Source organism: Planococcus maritimus (assembly GCF_001592825.1).
Lineage (GTDB): Bacteria > Bacillota > Bacilli > Bacillales_A > Planococcaceae > Planococcus > Planococcus maritimus_C.
Map to the genome: position 1 here is coordinate 25,437 of NZ_LTZG01000032.1, position 19,798 is coordinate 45,234.

Sequence of the window (19,798 nt, forward strand, 5' to 3'; positions counted from 1 at the left end):
AGGTTGCCTGTGAAACCATATGCCATTGTCATTCCGGCCTATAAACCGGAAGAGCCTTGTAAACGTACAATCGAAGAAGCAATTTCAGCCGGCTTTTCCCGGATCATCGTCGTGAATGACGGCAGCGGTCCCGCCTATGAAGGTTTTTTCGAGGAAATCGAAAAGCTGCCTCAAGTGACTTTATTGACTCATGCGGTTAATCAAGGAAAAGGGCGCGCGCTTAAAACCGTGTTCCACTACATCCTCAACCATCAATTGCCGATTGAAGCCATCATCACCGCCGATGCGGATGGGCAGCACCTGGTATCGGATATGGTCAAAATCGCCAATGAACTGGAAGCTTCGCCAAACCATGTCGTTCTCGGTGCCCGGGATTTCAAGCAGCCGGGCATTCCGTTTCGCAGCCGCTTTGGCAACCGGTTCACGCGGCTTTTGTTCCGCTTATCGACTGGCGCTGACTTGACGGATACGCAAACCGGCCTGCGCGGCATTCCCGTAAAATTCTTGCCCAGGCTTCTCGATGTGCTCGGGGAACGTTTTGAATATGAAATGAATATGCTCGCGGCGTTAAAGAAAAATTACATCCCCGTGTCGGAAGTGACGATCGAAACGGTTTATCTGGATGATAATAAATCGTCCCATTTTCACCCCTTGCGTGACTCTTACCACATTTACAAGATCTTTATCTTTTATGGGATATCAGGCGCCGCTTCTTTCGGGCTCGATATCGCCCTGTTCTGGCTGTTCGTCCAGCTATTACGCGACGAGTCTCCGGAAGCGTTCATCATTATTGCAACGATAGCAGCACGCGTTTTGTCTTCCCTGTTCAATTATTACGTCAACCGCAACAAGGTCTTTAAACAAGGCTCCAAACGATCCTTGCTGCGCTACTATATATTGGCCGCCTTCATCATGGGCGTTTCCGCCGCCTCCGTCCACTTCCTGTACGCGGAATGGCTCGGCCGTGGAGAAGTCATTTTGAAAGTGATGGTCGATACGGTGCTATTCATCTTTGGCTTTATCGCCCAGCGCGCTTGGGTGTTCCGGAAAGAATAATCCCCCAATAAAAAAGAGCGGAAGCCTGGGCTTCCGCTCTTTTTTCAATGATCCGGGCGTTTTTTCTCAGCCGGATCGGTGCGCCAAACTTCACCGTCTTTATACGTCATGCCTTCCGGATAACGCAAGTCCATCACTTCTTCCTGAATTTCCTTTGATGGTGCTTTAGTGGCTAACGACACCACGATAATGGCGATGATCGCAGCGGCAGCGCCAAACACTCCAGCCCCTGTATCGATAATGCCGAGAATCGTGAAGCCTCCATATTTCGCGGCAAAAATATACGTCAAGGTCACGCTTAAGCCAATCAGCATGCCAGCTATGACGCCTGGCCCGTTTGCCCGTTTCCACCATACCCCGAGGATGAGTGCCGGGAAAAACGTTCCCGATGCAAGAGCGAACGCCCACGCCACAATTTGCGTAATTGCACCAGGCGGATTCAATGCCACAAGCCCTGCCGCTACAGTCGCGATGATGATCGAGGCTCGGCCGACTAGCAGGCGTTGGCTTTCCGTTGCTTCAGGATTGATGGAACGATAATAAATGTCTTGCGATAAAGCGGCGGAAATGGCGATCATCAATCCGCCTGCAGTCGAAAGCGCAGCTGCCATGGCACCGGCTGCCATCAATCCAATCACGAAAATCCCCAAATTGGCGATTTCGGGCGTCGCCATGACGACGATATCGTTGCTGATGACGATTTCTTCCCATTGCAGAATTCCATCCGCATTGGTATCTGCCACCGATAAAGACCCGGTGTTCACCCAAGATGCTGTCCATGCCGGCAAATCGGCAATCGATGAACCCGCCACTTGGGTCATTAAGATGAATCGTGAAAATGCTGCGTAGGCTGGAGCGGACAAGTAAAGCAAGCCAATGAACAACAGCGCCCAGGCCCCGCTCCAACGAGCCGCTTTCATCGTAGAAACCGTATAGAAACGGACGATTACGTGTGGCAGCCCCGCTGTTCCAGCCATCAAGGTGAACATCAACGCGAGAAATTGCCATTTGGTCGCTTCCGTAAACGGCACTACGTATTCAGAAATGCCCAACTGTGCATCGAGCTGCTGTAACTCGCCTACAATTTGTCCGTAAGACATCCACGGAATGGGGTTATTTGTCAGTTGCAAGGACATGAAAATAACTGGGATCAAATAAGCAATAATCAGCACCAAGTACTGTGCTACTTGCGTCCAAGTGATCCCTTTCATGCCGCCAAGCGCTGAGTAAAATGCGATCAAGACTACACCGATGATCGTCCCTACAGCTGTATGTACTTCAAGCAGCCTTCCGATAACCACGCCAGAACCTGAGAGCTGGCCGATGGAATAAGTAAAGCTGATAATGATGGTGGCGACAGCGGCAATCAACCGTGCCGTGCTGCTGCTGTAACGGTCACCGATAAACTCTGGGACCGTGTAACGGCCGGATTTACGGAGTTGCGGCGCCAATAGAAAGGTCAGCAGCAAATAGCCGCCTGTCCACCCCATGATATAGGCAAGCCCGTCATAACCGAGCAGCATGACCGTTCCGGCGAGCCCAATAAACGAAGCGGCACTCATCCAGTCGGCTCCGATGGCCATTCCGTTAAAGACCGCCGGCACATTGCGGCCAGCTACATAGAAATCAGAAGTTTGTCTGGCCATATTATAGACGGCAATGCCGATATATAGCCCAAAAGTAACGAGGATCATTAAAAGCGATACGAGAAATTGTGAATCCACTGCTTCTCCCCCTTTATCAATACAGGAACTTATTGTGGTCGTTTATCCATAAATCCGTCGTTTTATTCCTTCTCGTCCTGGTCCAGCCCGAACTTCTTATCGATACGGTCGTTAATGATAGCGTTCGTAAACAGTAAGATAATGAAAATCAAGATAGCTCCTTGTGCCCCCATAAAATAATGAAACGGCATGCCATTAAAGCTGAATTCCGACAGTTGTTCTGCGAAAAACACCACGACGAAAGATGCCGTAAAGCCAATCAGCAAATAAATGGTGATTAGTATGGTACGAATCCGGAAATAAGAATCCGCCTCCCGTTTATCGATCTTCCTCAATATTCCCACCCCTTTTATCGGTATTGAAGACAGCTAATTTTCACTTATCCCCTAAGCTGAAAAATAAAGCGGACTGTATCCGTGAACGGCAAAGGCACCATAATGATTTTAATGAGCATGAATGCAAAAATTGACACTAACGGGACCAAAAAATAGACTATCCTCTTCTTTCTTAACCCTGCGACCACTGATAATATCGTGATAAGGCTTAGCGACAGGACCCAGATCATCTCTTCACTCCTTTTTTTGTAACCGTTCTCAAGTATGACGATATTTGATCGTCTCTTATGACAGAATAGCGCCACCTCTCTTTCCAATTTAAGGGTAATACCTCAATCTTTTTTCATTATTCTAAAACTTCTGTTAATTGTCAATGCTCTATTGCCTTTAACTTCAAATAAAACTTGCCATGAACTCAACACTATCCTAAATGGCACGGCAAGGTTATCTAATTGCTAGCACTAAAAAGAGCCTGCATTCAATAAAGAATGCAAGCTCTTTCCCTACTTTAATTGACTCGATTTGGAACCGGCCTTACTTTTCTTCATCAGTCGAACGCTTTCATCAAATTGCCCATTTCGACAGCGGAGACCGCCGCTTCATAGCCTTTGTTGCCCGCTTTCGTGCCAGCTCGTTCAATCGCCTGCTCGATCGTCTCTGTCGTCAAGACGCCGAAGATGACTGGGACGCCTGTCGACATGCCCGCTTGCGCGATGCCTTTCGCTGCTTCATTACAGACATAATCGTAATGTGTCGTAGAACCGCGGATGACCGTGCCGAGTGCGATGATGGCATCGTATTTTTTCGTTTCTGCCATTTTTTTTGCCACAAGCGGCAATTCAAATGCCCCTGGTACCCAAGCGGTATCGATATTATCTTTATTAACGCCGTGGCGCACCAAACCGTCAACGGCGCCGTCCAACAGGCGGGAGGTGATGAAATCATTGAACCTGCCTGTAACGATCCCTATTTTTAAATCCGACCCGATCAAATTCGCTTCGTAAACTGTTTCCATTATAAACACTCCTTAGTCGATTAGATGATGCATGCGTTGTTTTTTCGTTTTCATGTACTGCGTATTGTCTTCCGTCGGCGGGATGATGAGCGCAAGCCGCTCTTCCACTTCAATGCCGTATTCAATCAATGCGTCTGTTTTAGCCGGATTATTCGTCAACAGCCGGACCCGAGACACCCCGAGATCCTTCAGCATCAATGCACATAAAGTATAGTCGCGCATCTCTGCAGGGAAGCCGAGCTGTTCATTTGCTTCGACAGTGTCCAAGCCTTGTTCCTGCAATTCATAGGCTTTCAGCTTGTTCAACAAGCCGATGCCGCGCCCTTCCTGTCTCATATAAAGGACGACGCCGGCTCCTGCCTGTTCGATCAATTCGAGTGACTTGGCCAATTGTGCCCCGCAATCGCAACGGCGCGAGTGGAAAATATCGCCCGTCAAACATTCGGAATGAATGCGCACAATCGGTGCTTCTACTGATTCCGGATTGCCTTTTACAATTGCAACGTGCTCTTCTGTATCAAGCCGGTTTGAATAGCCGACCATCCGGAATTCGCCAAAATCTGTCGGCATGTGTACGCTCGATTCCCTTGTGAGAATCGGGTCTTTCTCCGCGCGATACGCATAGAGGTCCTCGATCGTGATGATTTTCAACTCCAGCGCATCCGCTAATTTTTCTAAATCAGGCATGCGCGACATCGTGCCATCCGCATTCATGATCTCGCAAATGACCGCTGCCGGCTCACTGCCGGATAGACGTGCCAAATCAACGGATGCTTCTGTATGACCTTGGCGCTGGAACACGCCGCCTGACTTCGCGACGAGTGGGAAAACATGTCCCGGCCGTTTGAAATCTTGCGGCACGGCTTTCGTATCAAGCATCTTCAAAATGGTGTCCGACCGTTCAAATGCACTGATTCCTGTCTTGGCATCTTTATGGTCAATACTGACAGTAAACGCCGTTTCATGATGATCGGTATTGTGGCTGACCATTTGATCGAGTTTCAATCGTAAGGCGATATCCGGTGAGACCGGCGTGCAGATGAGCCCCCGGCCGTGCGTTGCCATAAAGTTGATGTTTTCAGGCGTCGCATGCTCCGCGAGACAAACAAAATCGCCTTCATTTTCCCTGGACTCGTCATCTACTAGAATCACAACTTTTCCTGCCTGCAAATCCTTTACTGCTTCTTCGATTGTATTTCGCATCGGTTTGCTCCTTTAAAATCCGTGGCGCCGCAAATACTCGGCGTTCATCGGTTGTTTTGGCGCCTGCTCCATAAAACGCTGCACGTATTTCCCGAACATATCGGTTTCGAGATTGACCGAATCGCCTACTTTTTTGCTACCTAAAGTCGTTTCCCCTGCTGTATGGGGGATGAGCGAAACGGTCAAATGGTTTTCGCTGAGCTCGAAAATCGTCAAACTGACGCCATCGATCGCGATAGACCCTTTGACAATAGACTGTGCAAGCAATTCAGCGGGTGCTGCTATATCGATATACAATGCATTTTCCTGAGGGCGCTTGCGCAAGATTTTGCCGACCCCGTCGATATGGCCAGCGACAAGATGCCCACCAAAACGGCCGTTCGCCGCCATCGCCCGCTCGAGATTGACGGGGCTAGAGGTACTTAATGACGAAAGGGTCGTGCCGTGAAAGGTTTCCGGCATGACATCCACCGTAAATCGGCCATTCGACATTGAAGTCACGGTTAAGCACACGCCTTCTACTGAAATGCTGTCGCCGATTTTTGTTTCTTCTAAGACGACATGCGCACGTATCGTCATTTCCATACTGGACGCGCCGCGTTTAATGCCCGCGAGCTGTCCCTTTTCTTCGATAATGCCTGTAAACATGTGTGTCACTCCTTTAAGGTGGAGATGATCTTCAGATCCGTTCCGATTCGTTCAACTTTCTGCGTCTCCAAGCGGACGCCGTTCGACGCTGAACTGGCGTGCAGATCACCGAATACGGAAACCGTTCCTTCGTCGCCGAGAATGATTGGCGCGATATACGTTGCGATTTCATCTACTTGACCGCTTTGCAAGAAAGCGGTGTTGATTTTTTGGCCGCCTTCCACCAGTACCGATAAAACTTTGCGCGCAGCAAGCACTTCCAACGCTGAGGCAATGTCTACATCGGGCGTATCCAGCTGCAGGATTTCGACGTGCTCTGGAAAAGCTCCGCGGCTATCGATATCCACCCCTGATCCAACAATAATCCAAGTAGGGGCATCAGGTACTTGAATCACGTGGCTCTCTATCGGGATGCGCAACTGGCGATCCAATACGACACGGATCGGCTGCTTCGGGGAGTCGGCAAACCGATTGGTCAAGCGGGGGTTGTCGAGTGCGACAGTCTGTGCACCGACCAAAATGGCGTCGTGCAGCAAGCGCAGTTTATGAACGTCTTGCTGAACATCCGGCCCTGTAATTTTTTCCGAACGGCCACCGGTTACCGTGATTTTGCCGTCTAAGGTAATGGCGTGTTTCAATGTCACAAAAGGCCGATTCTTGCGGATATAGGTAAAGAACATTCGGTTCAACTCCGCCGCTTGCTGTTCGCAGACACCGGTCTCTACAATCACCCCGGCAGCTTCAAGCTTTTGAATGCCTTGGCCTGAGACGAGGGGGTTCGGGTCCAGCACCGCGACGACGACACGGCGGATGCCGGCACGAATAATCGCATCCGCGCAAGGGCCTGTCCGGCCATGATGGCTGCAGGGCTCCAATGTCACATACAAATCTGCGCCTTGCGCTTCACCGCCTGCCATATTCAGCGCATGGATTTCTGCATGGGGCTGCCCCGCTTTCAGATGCGCGCCCATGCCGATAATCCGGCCCTCTTTGACAATGACCGACCCGACAAGCGGATTGGGCGAAGTCTGTCCGGCGGCTGATTGCGCCAAATCCAAAGCTTGCTTCATGATTTGCTGATCATCCACTTGATCACGCCTTTCACACCATAATAAAAACCCATTGATAAACCAATGGGTTAGAAGACAATAGGAAATAGAACTATAGATTGCTCTATAATTTCCGTGTTCTTCCTTCTCCCATCCAGACTTTAACTGTCGGCTTTGGACTCTCACCAAATCCTGCCCCGAAAGGCTCACGGGCTTCGGATTGCTCCGTTACCGTCGATTGGGAATTTCACCCGACCCCGAAGGAATACTATTCAGTTGATCATCCACAGTATGCAAAAAAGGCCCCTTTCATAAAAGAAAGGGGCCTTGAAAGTGCATATCAAAGAAACCTAAGCGATTGCTAGTAGGCTGTTTGACGGTTCTTCTCCCATCCAGACTTTAACTGTCGGCTTTGGACTTGCACCAAATCCTGCCCCGAAAGGCTCACGGGCTTCGGATTGCTCCGTTACCGTCGATTGGGAATTTCACCCGACCCCGAAGAACGCTATAGATGATTATCTGTAAGTTTAGCGCAAGCTTCATGAGCTGTCCAGAAAAGAATCCCTATCTGAGGGGCTTTGGTTCATTTCCCGGTTAAACACTAGACAAAGGACTATTCACCACATCGGCCCGCGTTCGTCTGTCAATTCGATCAAAAACGGAAAGATGCCCAGAACCACTAGGAAAGTTGCGAGGAATAAGGCAAGGGAAGCGAACGGCTCAATGCCAAAAGCGACGGAAATGAACATGAGAAGAGGCGCAATAAAGACAAACAAACTTGTCTTTTTACGTGCTTTTACCGTTAAGAATTGATCTTGCATGCAAGATGGGCAAGTCAAGCTATCCCCGAGTGTGACCAGTCGGCAAACACACTGCACCCAAGTCCATGTCGTTCCGCAATTTTGGCATTTCGGCATCGTTCTTCTCCCCTTTTCGCGTGTTATTTATACATACGAAGAGAAGTGGGATAAGTTCCCAAAATTGTCCCATTATTTCAGATTTTTGGCCACTCGCCTTTTTTTCACATAAAAAAGCACTGCCCCGTATGAGCAGCGCCGAATATTTCTTATAGGTATTCTTTTTCAATAGCTTGTGTACTGCGCACCGTATCGATCGGGCGCACGGTGGATTCAATCTGTTCTCGTTTCGGCTCCAAAAATGGCGGCAGCGACAGTTTCTCGCCCAGTGTTTCGTATGGCTCGTCGCCCATAAAGCCGGGGCCATCCGTTGCCCATTCGAATAATAGGCCAGGAGCGACTCGTGCATACAGCGACTCAAAGAAGAAACGGTCGACATAGCCGGACGTTGAGAATCCGATTTTCTGCATATGGCTGATCCATTCATCCAGTGCTTTCCGGTCCGCTACGCGGAAGGCAGCATGGTGGACCGTACCGAAGCCTTGTTGGCCGGCTGGTAAATCGGCGTTATGTTCGACAATCACTTGCGCTCCATTGCCGCCTTCGCCCATTTCGAACAAATGTAGCGGCCCTTCTTCAGCGATTTCACGCATATGCATCGCCTTCTCCAATACCTCTTTCAAATAATCGAAGCGCTCAATGCGAATATGAATTGGGCCGAGGCCAGTGATGGCAAATTCGAGCGGGACCGGGCCATCTTGCCACGGTGTGCCAGACTCTATCCCTGTATTGTGTTCGTCTGATACGAGCATATACTGTTGGTCATCAAAGTCGGTGAATGACAAAGTTTGGATGCCAAATTGCTCGGTGATTGCACTGTGCTGCACTTCGTATTTGTCAAAACGCTTTTCCCAATAGCTAAGCGCTTCGTCTGTCGGCACACGAAAAGCCGTTTTGTAAATTTCGTTCGTGCCGTGAGTGCCTTTCGGAATGCCCGGAAAATCAAAGAAGGTCATATCCGTCCCGGCTGAGCCTTTATCATCAGCGAAAAACAAGTGATACGTTTGGATATCATCCTGGTTTACAGTTTTCTTAACCAATCTCATGCCTAATACATAAGTGAAAAATTCATAATTCTTTTCTGCGCTGCTCGTAATCGCTGTAACGTGGTGAATCCCTTTCAATTCGTTCATGCATACCGCTCCTTATCATTTCCCATTTTCTCTTCATTGCTTTCTTGTGCTTCATAACCGACTTTCTTCAACTTCTCAATCAATGCCGTTACCTCTTCCGTCTCAAGCCCCGCAAATAATGTATCCATCTGTCGTTCATGTTCCGGGAAGATTCGCTTCATCAATTCTTGCCCGCCGTCTGTCAACAATGCATAGGTCACGCGCCGATCTTCCTTACACGCTTCCCGTTCGACATAGCCTTTTTGTTCCAATTTATCGACTACATAGGTGATGCTGCTGCTCGCAATCAGCACCCTTTTGCCGATTGCCTGTATCGGCTGGCGTCCTTGGTGATAGAGCAGTTCGAGTACCGAGAATTCCGTCGCATTCAAGCCGTACCCTGCCACGTCACATTTGATGGCATCGTGGATAGCATCTGCGGCGCGAATTAACACAGTTACAGCTTTTAAATTCTGGTTGGAGAACTCCATATGTTCCACCTCTTTACTTTGAATTAAAATATCTTTAATTAAAAGTAATTATAACAAGCGCCAGCTAGTGGGTCAAGAAAACGGTTTCCAATTACCCCCATTGAAAACTCCCTTCCGCTATCTGCGAAAAGGAGTTAGGCAGTTATAATTTGAATGTGCCGGTACTATGAGCCAATAATTCATCCCGATCGCTCACAACCCGTCCTGTCAGGATCGCCGTGCTGTTTGTCTGATGCAGCAGTTCCGCTTGGAAAATGGCGGTTCCTTCAGCTAAGCTTTTGATAAAGCGCACTTCCATTTGAATCGTTGAAACTGCGTCACTGCCAAGCGACCGGGAAGCGAGTCCCATGACAATGTCCAAGCCGGACATGATTGCACCGCCGTGCAACATGTTTTGCATATTATCGTTTGCGGTTATTTTCTCTAAGCGCAGCGACGCTTTGCCGTACTCTACCCCATCAATTTGAAATCCAAGCAACCGGAAATAAGGGCCATTCTCAAATTGCTCAATCAATTGTCTATAGTTCTGTACATTGCGCACAAAATCCCCTCCAGTTCGGTACATTCCCATTATTATAGCATTGCTTTTCAGGCAATCGAGGGGGCAGGATTTTTCCATATGGCAACGAATAGTTAAGGATACCTAAAAGGAGGTTTTTGAATGGCACATGAGTTTGACATACTCCCTGGAGCTGAACCGTTCATATTTGAAGGCGGCAACACCGGCATTCTCATCTCGCACGGTTTTACCGGAACAACACAAAGCATGCGTCCGCTGGCGGAGGCTTTTTCACAACAAGGCTATAGTATCTATGCCCCGCGCCTGAAAGGGCATGGCACACATTACGAAGACATGGAGACGAGCACCTATCAGGATTGGATCGCTTCTGTCGAAGAAGCTTATGCGTGGCTGATGGAACGCTGCGACAAGATATTTGTTGCAGGCTTGTCGATGGGCGGGACACTGGCGCTTTATATGGCGGAGAACCATCCGGAAATCCGTGGCATTGCCTTGATCAACGCCGCTATCGAAGTGCCGGATATGGAAGGCGTCATGGAATTGCAGGATGTGCGTTTTTTGGACGCTATCGGATCCGATATTAAAAAGCCGGGAGTTACCGAGCTTGCCTATGACAAAACCCCAGTCGCTTCCGTCAAAGAGATTTTGCCTTTCATGGACCTGGTCAAAAAGAATCTGTCGGCCATTCATTGCCCGACATTGCTATTCGTCTCACCGGAAGACCATGTGGTACCACCCGGAAATTCCAAATTTATTTACGAGCATATTGCATCTGAGGAAAAAGATATCGTCGAAATGCCGGACAGCTATCATGTGGCGACACTGGACCACGACCAACAACGGATTATTGACGGGACGCTGGACTTTTTCCGTACGTATGAATAAACGATGATTCGCCTACAAAAACAAAAGGACCGAAGGCATTTGCGCCTTCCGTCCTTTTGTTTTTTTCTCATTGCCGATGCGAACAAGCTGTTGTCCACCGGCAATAGCTTCCATACCCGTTTCTCCTTTAACAAACAAAAAGCCCTGGCAGCGCCAGGGCTTTGAGATTAAAATGCAGATTCGATGGCATTGACCATTTCGCTGACAGACTGCAGCCCGCCACCGGATAGGTACCAATAATCTGGATCCAAGTAGATGATGTTATCGTTTTGGTAAGCATTCGTTTTCTGTACCAATTCATTTTCCAATGAATCTTTCGCGCTTGCCTCATTGCCGACTGCTGCATTGCGGTCGACAACAAACATCACATCCGGATTCGTATCGAGAATGTATTCATACGTGATGCTTTGGCCATGTGTAGAAGCTTCAATGCCTTCGTCTGCTTGCTTCACGCCGAATACATCATGAATGATGCCGAAGCGTGACGCGGCGCCATAGGCACTGACTTTTCCTTCGTTCGCTAAAACAATCAAGCCTTTCTCATCAGAAGTCGAAGTTTTTTCTTTTACGCCTTCGATTTGCTCATTGATAGCCGTAAGTTCTTCTTCAACCTCTGCTTCCTTGCCAAAAATTTCTCCAACCGTTTCCATATTGGTCGTGAAGGAACTCATATAATCCGTTGTGTCTACGCCCAAGTGGATTGTCGGGGCGATTTCGCTGAATTCGCTATACATCTCTGCTTGGCGCCCGGAGATGATAATCAAGTCTGGATCCATTGCATGAATCGCTTCAAAATCCGCTTCTTTCAATGTGCCGATATTTTCGTATTTCTCCGTATCTTCATATTTCTCCAAATATGTAGGGATATTACCTTGTGCAACGCCTGCTACAGACTCTACACTCAATTGATCCAGTGTATCCAAAATTCCGAAGTCAAAAACAACCACTTTCTCTGGATTTTTCGGCACTTCCGTCTCACCAAGTTCGTGCGTCACTGTCATCGTTTCCGCTTCTGTCGTTTGTGCATCCGCCGTTTGGCTATCGGTTGCCTCTTCTTCTGCCCCACAAGCTGCGAGTACCGCCAACATCGCTAGCACCAAAATTGCCATTGCCCATTTCTTCATTTTATACCGTCTCCTCTTCTGTTGAAATTGGTGGATGATAGACATCCCTTGCATTATGTAATCTTGCTTCTCCCACTTTCGAAAACTTGCAGCAAAATGATTCGTTGATACTGATAATCATTATCACTTAACTACATTCATTAGTATAGCAGAATAAAAACCATTTTCAATAACTAAATGAGAATTATTTTCATTTGATTGTGGAATGAACTAATGAAAGACTTTTATTTTCTTGAATTACTCAATTGAAAAAGACCCAAACTGAACTGAGCCAGTTTCGGCGCAGCCCAGTAATGGGTCTTTTTATCATTCAGTATCTTTAAAAGTTTCTTGCAGGATGTAATAGGATTCTTTCAATCGTTCTTGTGTCTCCGGTAATTCCCAGGCTTCCCAAGAATAAACCTTGCTGTCCTTAAGTCCCATTGACTCTAATTGGTTCCCACTTGCATCCTCCAACACGGCTGCGGCTTTAATGCCTTTTACTGTCATGCTTGCTTCAATGCCATCCTTTTGCAAATCGCCCGTGAACTCTTTTTTCGCAGGGTCTTTTGCATTCAATAGCATCCAAGGAATTCTTATTTCCAAAATCCCTTCTTCTTCTGAATAATAATAATCGTTCAGAGAATCGTATTGCTCGTCTTCAGGGTCGGCGATGCCAAAGCGCAGTTCGCCGGTTTCATAGTATTCAAAAGGATAGACTTCCCCAGTGTCTGGCCGCGTGAATTCCTTGTTCAACGCTAACCGCATCGGGTGGAAGTTGTTTTCAATATCCGGCTCTTTTGGAATCATCTCCAACCGATTGTAATAGTCATAATAGAAGGTATCGTAATCGCCTGCCACTTTGAGTGCCGCTTCCTTTCCTTTGATGGAAAGCTCAAAATCAGCCAAGAACTCTTCTGCCACTTCGATCCCTTCGTTTTCCCTTACGCTAAAGTAAAGGCGAAGGCTGTCTTCATTCCACCATTCCTGCTTTGGATCGAACTCTGCTTTAACGTACACATAGCGTTCATCTGAATCCATCGACAGCGAGCGCAAAGCACCTTGTTCTTTTTCGTCCAGCAAGGTCCCCTCCTGCCAATCGTCTTCCCCATCCACTTTCACTTTGTGGCGGTCGAAGCTAAGCAAGCCGAATTGCTGCTCATTCGTCTGGGCATTCGACCAGAACGGCCGCTCATTCGGATTGTCGTATTCCATCGTGTTCCACGTCCGTTTAAACCATTCGTCTTGCCACGTGAAGACTAAGCCACCCAGCATGCCTTCTTCGAGGATATCTTCGTACAGTCGGCTAGCGATTTCCCCTTGCTCACTCTCGGAAATGAAGCCTTGGTTCCAACCGAACGGGTTTTTGTGGGTCATGCCTCTCGATGCCGGCACGCCAAATTCGGCAATCAGCAATGGCATATCGTGCGATTCATTCAGATCACGTAAATATCCTGCGTAATTATTTCGTTCGCCACGGTGGTCGATAAATTCGGTATATTTTTCCTCAAGATTAAGAAAATCCGGGTAATATGGATACACGTGATAAGAAGCGAACATGCCCACTTCCGTTAATTCACCCTTCGTGCGGATGTGGTTCGGATCGACCGTAGCCATATCTTCCTGTTCGCTTGGCTCTGCCGGTTGATCGATATTGTCTGTCGTTACCCAGTTCGTAAAGCTAAGTGGGCGCATGCTTTCGTATGCTTCATATTCATAGACAGCCAATTCATCCAGCTGTTGCGCAATCCAATGCTCCATCGGGTTGGCGTCTTCAGTCTCGATGAAGGTTCCTGAAAAATCACCGAGATCCGGATATTTCTTATCCATTTCATCTACCGTAAAAGGATACCACTCGATGCCGATCATCCAGCCGATCACATAGTCAGAAATGTCAGCCGTATAGTTTCCGGATGCATGGCCCGGTTCTTCCTCCACTTGAGCGTCTCCATGGACTGCATCGGCCACTTTTTTCATTTCCTGCTGGAAACGCTCTGTAATTTCAGGCGTGAAGGCATCTAAAGTTTCTTCGAGCGGCTCTTCGTCAATCCATACGCCGTGATACAAATACAGTGGCGTTTCCGCTGTTTTATTGTATTGGGTCAATGCTTTATAAAAAGCAGGCGGATGAAGCGTATAGACACGGATAGCGTTGGCGTTCATTTCGCCGATCTCTTTGAACCAGCGGTCGTATTCTTCGCGGGAAATCGCGGCTTCGCCCGGGAAAGTGCCGGGTTTGGCCATGCCCATATTGACGCCTTTGACCGTAAAGTCCTTCCATTCGCCATCTTCGAACACTTCAAATTGTTCACCATTCACACGGGATGGATAAGAAATGCCGTCTTTTTCAGCAGCAACCGATACGCGTTCTTCCGTGTCTCGTTGCTTTTCTGCACTGTCAGCAAGAATCGTCTCCATCATCGGAACATAGGTTTTCCAATAGAAGCTGTCAGAGCCGCCAAATGACAACCAATCTTTCATTTTCGACAGCCCGCCGTATTGGTAGAAAGACGGCACATCCTCGATATCGACAAAGTCGCCGGCGAAGTAATAAACATTCGATTCATTCACAGGCGCGTTCAGAACCGCCGGGAAATTATCAGGAATCCCGCGTTCAGAAAGCGCCTCTTGGCCTTGTTCGTTAAGTGACCATTCGTACTCAGCAAGCACTTCCGTCTCACCTTGGGCTTCGTTGATATCAAACCAATAATCGAATGTTGGGCTTTCTTCAAGATCAAATGCCGTTTGCCCAAGCTCCGTGAATTTCACTTGAAGGCCTGCATTTTCGATATCTCCCCGCTCTTCAGACAGCACCACGACTTCGCCACTGGCGTCTTCGACGAGCACGAAGCCTCCGCCTGTGAATCGCCATTCCTCATCGCCTTGCTCATAGTTCTGGACAATCCATTCCGGCACTTCCGCTCCTTCCGCTAAGTCAGGGAAATAACGACCGCTCCAGCCGCTCCATTTAAGCCCCAGGAATTCTCCCATATCTGCGCTGACCGCAGCATCTGTCGGAGAAGCAAACGTATTGAACTCGACAACTAAATCACTGCCCTCGTCCAGCACTCGCTGCTTAATCATCTGCCATTCAGCCATTTCCAAGCCGCCATAGATGAGCTCGGAACGTTCTCCTTCTGCTTCTTGCCAAGGGAGATCGTCTTCATATACACCGTAAGTGTCGGCTAAATAAATCAAATCATAGCCGGACCCCATTTCTTCAACGCCGCGAATCTCATAATCCTTTTCGGCTTCATCCGGCATAAAACCAAAATAATCCGTATCTGCGAGATAGTCCGATTCATCCTCTTTGGCGTAACGTTGATGGTTCAACACCCACGTCAGCCCCTTATGTTCGCGGTACTCCTCAGAAGGGACCGTTTTGTCGATAATTGCCACGTTCAAAGGCTCTTTCCCCTGCAACAGCCAAAAGATGAATGGCGAAAGGAACAACAGCACGATAAGAGCTATGCTGATGGTTGTTTTTTTCATGTTGATTCCTCCTACTCCTATAAACTCCATTTACAGTTATTATATAGTATAAAGATTTTGTTTAAATAGAAAATATTGCTAAACTGTGAAAGCTTCCACATCTTTTTGCTATTCTTCAGCTTCAGGAACGATCTGAAACACAAAAACGCCCACCCCTGATAGCGAGGGTGGGCGTTTTCAATCTGTTATTAATGTGTCGGCAATTTCGCACTCGAACTTTGGAAAATCGCCAATTGATCAATCAGCTTCTGGCTTCCGGCATCTAAGCCCGTCACTTCCACTTCATTGGCGTTTTCCCGGAACTTCAATACGACCCGGTCGACGGCACCGACTCCGGAATCGTCCCAAATATGGGCATCCGTAAAATCGATGATCACTTTCTCGCGTTCGACATCAAAATCGAATTTTTCCAGAAAATCCTCAACCGAAGCGAAGAACAATTGCCCTTCCACACGGTATTGCGTGGCATCGAGCAGACGCTTTTCCACTTTGATCTTGGAAATTTTCGAAACGAAGAAGACGGCACTGAGCAAGACGCCAGCCAATACACCGATTGATAAATCATGTGTATAGACGACGATGGCGACAGTGGCGACCATGACGATCGAATCGGTTTTCGGCGCTTTTTTCAAATAAGTGAAAGAAGCCCAGTCAAACGTTCCGATCGATACCATAATCATGATGCCGACAAGGACCGGCATCGGAATCTGTACGACTACATTGCCAAGGACGATGATCAAAAACATCAGGAATGTCCCGGCAACAAGTGCCGACAAACGTCCTCGCCCGCCAGATTTGACGTTAATGACCGATTGCCCGATCATCGCGCAGCCTGCCATCCCGCCAAAGAAGCCGGTAACGAAATTGGCGATGCCTTGCCCTCTGGCTTCTTTGTTTTTGTCGCTTGTTGTGTCGGTCATGTCATCGACGATATTCGCCGTCAGCAGCGATTCAAGCAATCCGACAATCGCCAGTGCTAGCGAATAAGGGAAAATAATCGATAAGGTTTCTAAGTTAAACGGTACATCCGGCAACAGGAAACTCGGCAGCGTCTGGCTGATTGTCCCCAGATCACCGACGGTACGCAAATCGAAACCGGAGTAGATCGTTACGGCAGTCAAGACGACCAGCGCAATAAGCGGTGCCGGGATAGCTTTGAAAAAACGCGGTACGATGTAAATAATCGCAAGTGTAATGGCGACAAAAACGTAAGTCATCGTATTGATGCCGATAAAATGCGGCACTTGTGCCATGAAGATCAAGATGGCCAATGCGTTGACAAAGCCAATCATGACAGCGCGCGGGATAAATTTCATCACTTTCGCGACTTTAAAGACACCAAACAACAATTGGATAACTCCTGTCAAAATCGTGGCGGCAAGCAAATATTCCAGGCCGTAGTCACGGACGAGCGGCACCATCAATAACGCCATCGCCCCAGTCGCGGCCGAGATCATGCCTGGGCGGCCACCGACAAAGGCAATGATAACGGCGATGCTGAAGGAAGCATACAAACCGACCATGGGATCAACCCCCGCAATGATCGAGAAGGCAATGGCTTCTGGGATAAGCGCGATGGCTACGAGGATCCCCGATAGGATGTCCCCGCGGATATTCCCAAACCATTGGGTTTTAAGACTTTGTTTCACTTGGTCGTGCTCCTCTATTGGTTATTTGCAAACTTCCTCTTAACCGGAAATCTTATTTTTTCACAATGAAAACAGTTTAGCACCGACGCTCCATTAATGGAACCTTTTTGGGCCGTTTTTATTAAAAATTAATATGTTATAATGTATTCACTTTGTACAGCGAGGGGTTTTTTTACGTGCGAATCGGTTACGCAAGAGCCATTGAAGAAGATTTAGACTGCCACAAGCAGCAGGCCCTTTTTGAAGAGTTCGGCTGCGAGGCAATTTATATAGAGTCCCACAGTTCCCCAAAGCTCCGGGATGAACTCGATAGAATGTTAACAGCCACGAAGCCTGGCGACCACATCATCGTCATGAAACTTCACGTGTTGGCGGATTCGACAAGGCATTTAGTCGATCTGGTGGAAGCGTTGGAAGACAAGGCTGCCTTTCTTTATGCCGTTGAAGAACAGATCGATACTACGAGAGGAACTTCGTTTTCTTTTTTGGAAATCACAAAAGCGATTGCCGACTTCCAAAGCGACTCCATCAGCGCCAAGACTAAAGCCGGCTTAACGGAAGCCAAACAAAAAGGCATGCACGCTGGGCGTCCGCGCAAACCCGATGCCAATGTCAAAAAAGCAATCGAGATGTATAAAAGCAAATCACATAGCCTAGCGGAAATCAAAGAACAGACCGGCATTAGCAAGTCTACTTTGTATCGTTATTTGGAGAACTGAAAAAAGAGCGCTGAGGCGCTCTTTTTTATTGCTCTGTTTTCAACTCTTCTTTTACAGGCGGTTTTGCTAGGATGGATGCGACGATTGCCATGGCCGGGATAATGAGGAGAAAGCTCAAGGCTTCGTCATACCCGCCGAGAAAATCGTAAAACAAGCCAAACGGCAATGGGCCTAGAGCCGAACCGATGACCATGACCGCCATAGCGATGCCGCTGATGCTGCCGATATACTGCCGGCCGTAGTAATTGGGCCAGACAATGCTTAAGGTAACCCGCTCAATTCCAGACACGACTCCCCATACAACGCCAAACAGGATCGCTAACGACAGAACGGTCGCTTGCTGGAGCAGCAAGATGAACAGGATCTCCCCAGCAAATAATGCGACCAGCATCCAGCGCACTTCGATTTTATCTAATAAATAGCCGGCCAAGAACGTGATCGGAAACCCAACGACCGCCATCAAGCTGAGCACGGTCGCTGCCGCTTCGGGTGTCAATGATTGCTGCGAGAAAATCGACACCAAATGGAACGTGATGCCTGTGTTCACCAGGGCTGGTGTTGCGACACAAAACAGCAGCAACCAGAAAGCGCGTGTTTTTTGCGCTTCTTTCACGGTCCAACTGATATCGGCTGACAAGCTTTTTTCTGCCGTTTCCCCTTCAGGAATCACTTCCCCGTCTGGACGCAAGCCGATGTCTTCCGGCTTGTTGCGGATCAGCAAAAGCGCGAGTGGCGTGAAAATGACCACTACAAACGCACCAAGCAACATCCACGCCATGCGCCAACCAACCGTTTCAATCAACCATACATTGAACAGCGGAAAAACCGCAGAACCGACCATCGCTCCAAGTGCAGCCAAGCTGAGTGCACGCCCTCTTTTGACGATAAACCATTGAGGGACCAATGACTTTGGCGTAAGTGACATGGATCCTTGTCCGAGCAAACGGATGAAAAAGAAACCAACAAACAGCATGAAGGTATTGGCGATCAAGCCATTAAACAAACAAGCAAGCCCCAGCAAGCTGGAGATGATCACCGCCATCTTCCGCGCTCCCTGACTATCGAACAGCCTGCCGACCATGAAGATCAGGAAACCAGCGAGCAAGGTAGCCGCAGAATAAATTCCCGACACCGTCGAACGGCTCCATCCGAACTCCTCGATATAATAATCAATGAAAATAGCATTGGAAAAAGTTTGGCCAGGTCCCGAAAAGAAATACGATAACGCCGAAATCGCGACGATGACCCAGCCATAATAAAATGGCGTATGTATTGGCGCATTTTGTTTCACTTTGTTCTCCTCCCTGCCTGCTACAGCAAAAAGGGCTCCACCCGGGAGCCCTTTTTCTTATTTGACGATCAATACCGGGCAGTTCGCGCGCTTGACTACTTTGTGGCTAACGCTGCCAAGCACCATTTCCTGCAGGGAATTCAAGCCCCGGCTGCCAATTACGAGCATGTCGAACGCTTCTTCGTTAGCGAATTCGACAATCGCCGGGCCCGGCGTCCCATGTAAGATTTCGATGCGGTATTTGATTTTCTCCGATGCGATCGCTTCTTCGACCGGTTGCAATTTCTTGCGTCGCTGGAAATCGAGCTCCGCGGAACTGCCGCTGTGAAGTACTTCGTTTTTTGCGTTGTCGTGATCTGCTACAAAAACGATGGTGACCTGTGAATCATCAGACCCTTTTGCAATTTTCACGGCTTCTTTAGCCGCGCGGACTGAATGGTCAGAACCGTCCACAGCAAGTAGAATTTTCTTGTACATTTTTCAACACTCCTTTTAATGAGTCGGTCATTTACACTTTTGAAAATCGCCAATTAGCCGATCGGTTTCTCACTTTCAGCATTCGAACCGATGACGTTATCTTTATCTTCCA

The 19,798-nt window shown here is 48.2% G+C and carries 18 protein-coding genes and 2 riboswitches; of the genes, 3 read left to right on the plus strand and 15 right to left on the minus strand.

What is annotated here, in order from left to right; translation table 11 throughout:
• Window positions 1–9 precede the first annotated feature (9 nt).
• Window positions 10–1,056 carry a bifunctional glycosyltransferase family 2/GtrA family protein gene (locus tag AY633_RS12405; protein WP_068488622.1) on the plus strand — a complete coding sequence of 349 codons (1,047 nt, stop codon included), beginning with the start codon at window positions 10–12 and terminating at the stop codon, window positions 1,054–1,056.
• Window positions 1,057–1,100: 44 nt separating this feature from the next.
• Here AY633_RS12405 and AY633_RS12410 read toward each other — a convergent pair whose 3' ends face one another.
• From AY633_RS12410 to AY633_RS12460, 10 genes are all read right to left on the minus strand, one after another.
• On the minus strand, window positions 1,101–2,780 hold the full coding sequence (locus tag AY633_RS12410; protein WP_068488623.1) for a sodium:solute symporter family protein: 1,680 nt from the start codon (window positions 2,778–2,780) through the stop codon (window positions 1,101–1,103).
• Between the two features lie 62 nt (window positions 2,781–2,842).
• On the minus strand, window positions 2,843–3,115 hold the full coding sequence (locus AY633_RS12415) for a DUF4212 domain-containing protein (protein ID WP_068460214.1): 273 nt from the start codon (window positions 3,113–3,115) through the stop codon (window positions 2,843–2,845).
• A gap of 547 nt (window positions 3,116–3,662) precedes the next feature.
• The gene (gene ribH / locus AY633_RS12425; RefSeq protein WP_068488625.1) at window positions 3,663–4,130 is read right to left on the minus strand and encodes a 6,7-dimethyl-8-ribityllumazine synthase; all 468 of its coding nucleotides are present in this window, start codon (window positions 4,128–4,130) and stop codon (window positions 3,663–3,665) included.
• 12 nt (window positions 4,131–4,142) lie between these two features.
• Entirely contained in the window at window positions 4,143–5,333 is a 1,191-nt protein-coding gene (locus tag AY633_RS12430; RefSeq protein WP_068460209.1) for a bifunctional 3,4-dihydroxy-2-butanone-4-phosphate synthase/GTP cyclohydrolase II, read from the minus strand.
• Window positions 5,334–5,345: 12 nt separating this feature from the next.
• Window positions 5,346–5,981, minus strand: coding sequence for a riboflavin synthase (ribE, locus tag AY633_RS12435; protein WP_068488626.1), 636 nt, complete (start codon window positions 5,979–5,981; stop codon window positions 5,346–5,348).
• Window positions 5,982–5,986: 5 nt separating this feature from the next.
• Window positions 5,987–7,069, minus strand: a complete 1,083-nt coding sequence (ribD, locus tag AY633_RS12440) for a bifunctional diaminohydroxyphosphoribosylaminopyrimidine deaminase/5-amino-6-(5-phosphoribosylamino)uracil reductase RibD (RefSeq protein ID WP_082799242.1) — start codon at window positions 7,067–7,069, stop codon at window positions 5,987–5,989.
• Between the two features lie 99 nt (window positions 7,070–7,168).
• A riboswitch (FMN riboswitch) is annotated at window positions 7,169–7,299 on the minus strand.
• A gap of 107 nt (window positions 7,300–7,406) precedes the next feature.
• Window positions 7,407–7,537, minus strand: a riboswitch (FMN riboswitch).
• A 110-nt stretch (window positions 7,538–7,647) separates the two neighbouring features.
• A complete protein-coding gene (locus tag AY633_RS12445) occupies window positions 7,648–7,947 on the minus strand; it encodes a TIGR04104 family putative zinc finger protein (RefSeq protein ID WP_068488627.1) in 300 nt (99 codons plus the stop codon).
• Between the two features lie 149 nt (window positions 7,948–8,096).
• Window positions 8,097–9,080, minus strand: coding sequence for a ring-cleaving dioxygenase (locus tag AY633_RS12450; protein WP_068488628.1), 984 nt, complete (start codon window positions 9,078–9,080; stop codon window positions 8,097–8,099).
• The gene (locus AY633_RS12455) at window positions 9,077–9,550 is read right to left on the minus strand and encodes a MarR family winged helix-turn-helix transcriptional regulator (protein ID WP_068488629.1); all 474 of its coding nucleotides are present in this window, start codon (window positions 9,548–9,550) and stop codon (window positions 9,077–9,079) included. The genes AY633_RS12450 and AY633_RS12455 overlap by 4 nt, the downstream gene beginning before the upstream one ends.
• A 142-nt stretch (window positions 9,551–9,692) precedes the next feature.
• Entirely contained in the window at window positions 9,693–10,091 is a 399-nt protein-coding gene (locus AY633_RS12460; RefSeq protein ID WP_068488630.1) for a PaaI family thioesterase, read from the minus strand.
• Between the two features lie 120 nt (window positions 10,092–10,211).
• Here AY633_RS12460 and AY633_RS12465 point away from each other — a divergent pair, with 120 nt between their 5' ends.
• On the plus strand, window positions 10,212–10,955 hold the full coding sequence (locus AY633_RS12465; RefSeq protein WP_068488631.1) for an alpha/beta hydrolase: 744 nt from the start codon (window positions 10,212–10,214) through the stop codon (window positions 10,953–10,955).
• Window positions 10,956–11,122: 167 nt separating this feature from the next.
• On the opposite strand, the gene AY633_RS12470 is transcribed toward AY633_RS12465, so the two are convergent.
• The 3 genes from AY633_RS12470 to AY633_RS12480 form a co-directional block, all read right to left on the minus strand.
• Window positions 11,123–12,079 (minus strand): siderophore ABC transporter substrate-binding protein, encoded by a 957-nt coding sequence (locus AY633_RS12470; protein ID WP_068488632.1) that lies wholly within the window; start codon window positions 12,077–12,079, stop codon window positions 11,123–11,125.
• A 306-nt stretch (window positions 12,080–12,385) separates the two neighbouring features.
• A complete protein-coding gene (locus tag AY633_RS12475; protein ID WP_068488633.1) occupies window positions 12,386–15,550 on the minus strand; it encodes a hypothetical protein in 3,165 nt (1,054 codons plus the stop codon).
• Window positions 15,551–15,738: 188 nt separating this feature from the next.
• Window positions 15,739–17,199: a SulP family inorganic anion transporter gene (locus tag AY633_RS12480; RefSeq protein WP_068488634.1), complete on the minus strand. Its 1,461-nt coding sequence runs from the start codon at window positions 17,197–17,199 to the stop codon at window positions 15,739–15,741.
• Window positions 17,200–17,375: 176 nt separating this feature from the next.
• On the opposite strand from AY633_RS12480, the gene AY633_RS12485 reads away from it, so the two are divergent.
• Window positions 17,376–17,918, plus strand: a complete 543-nt coding sequence (locus AY633_RS12485; protein WP_068488635.1) for a recombinase family protein — start codon at window positions 17,376–17,378, stop codon at window positions 17,916–17,918.
• A gap of 25 nt (window positions 17,919–17,943) precedes the next feature.
• Here AY633_RS12485 and AY633_RS12490 read toward each other — a convergent pair whose 3' ends face one another.
• Together AY633_RS12490 and AY633_RS12495 are read right to left on the minus strand one after the other, a co-directional pair.
• Window positions 17,944–19,209 carry an MFS transporter gene (locus tag AY633_RS12490; protein ID WP_068488636.1) on the minus strand — a complete coding sequence of 422 codons (1,266 nt, stop codon included), beginning with the start codon at window positions 19,207–19,209 and terminating at the stop codon, window positions 17,944–17,946.
• A gap of 57 nt (window positions 19,210–19,266) precedes the next feature.
• A complete protein-coding gene (locus AY633_RS12495) occupies window positions 19,267–19,686 on the minus strand; it encodes a universal stress protein (RefSeq protein ID WP_068488637.1) in 420 nt (139 codons plus the stop codon).
• Window positions 19,687–19,798 lie beyond the last annotated feature (112 nt).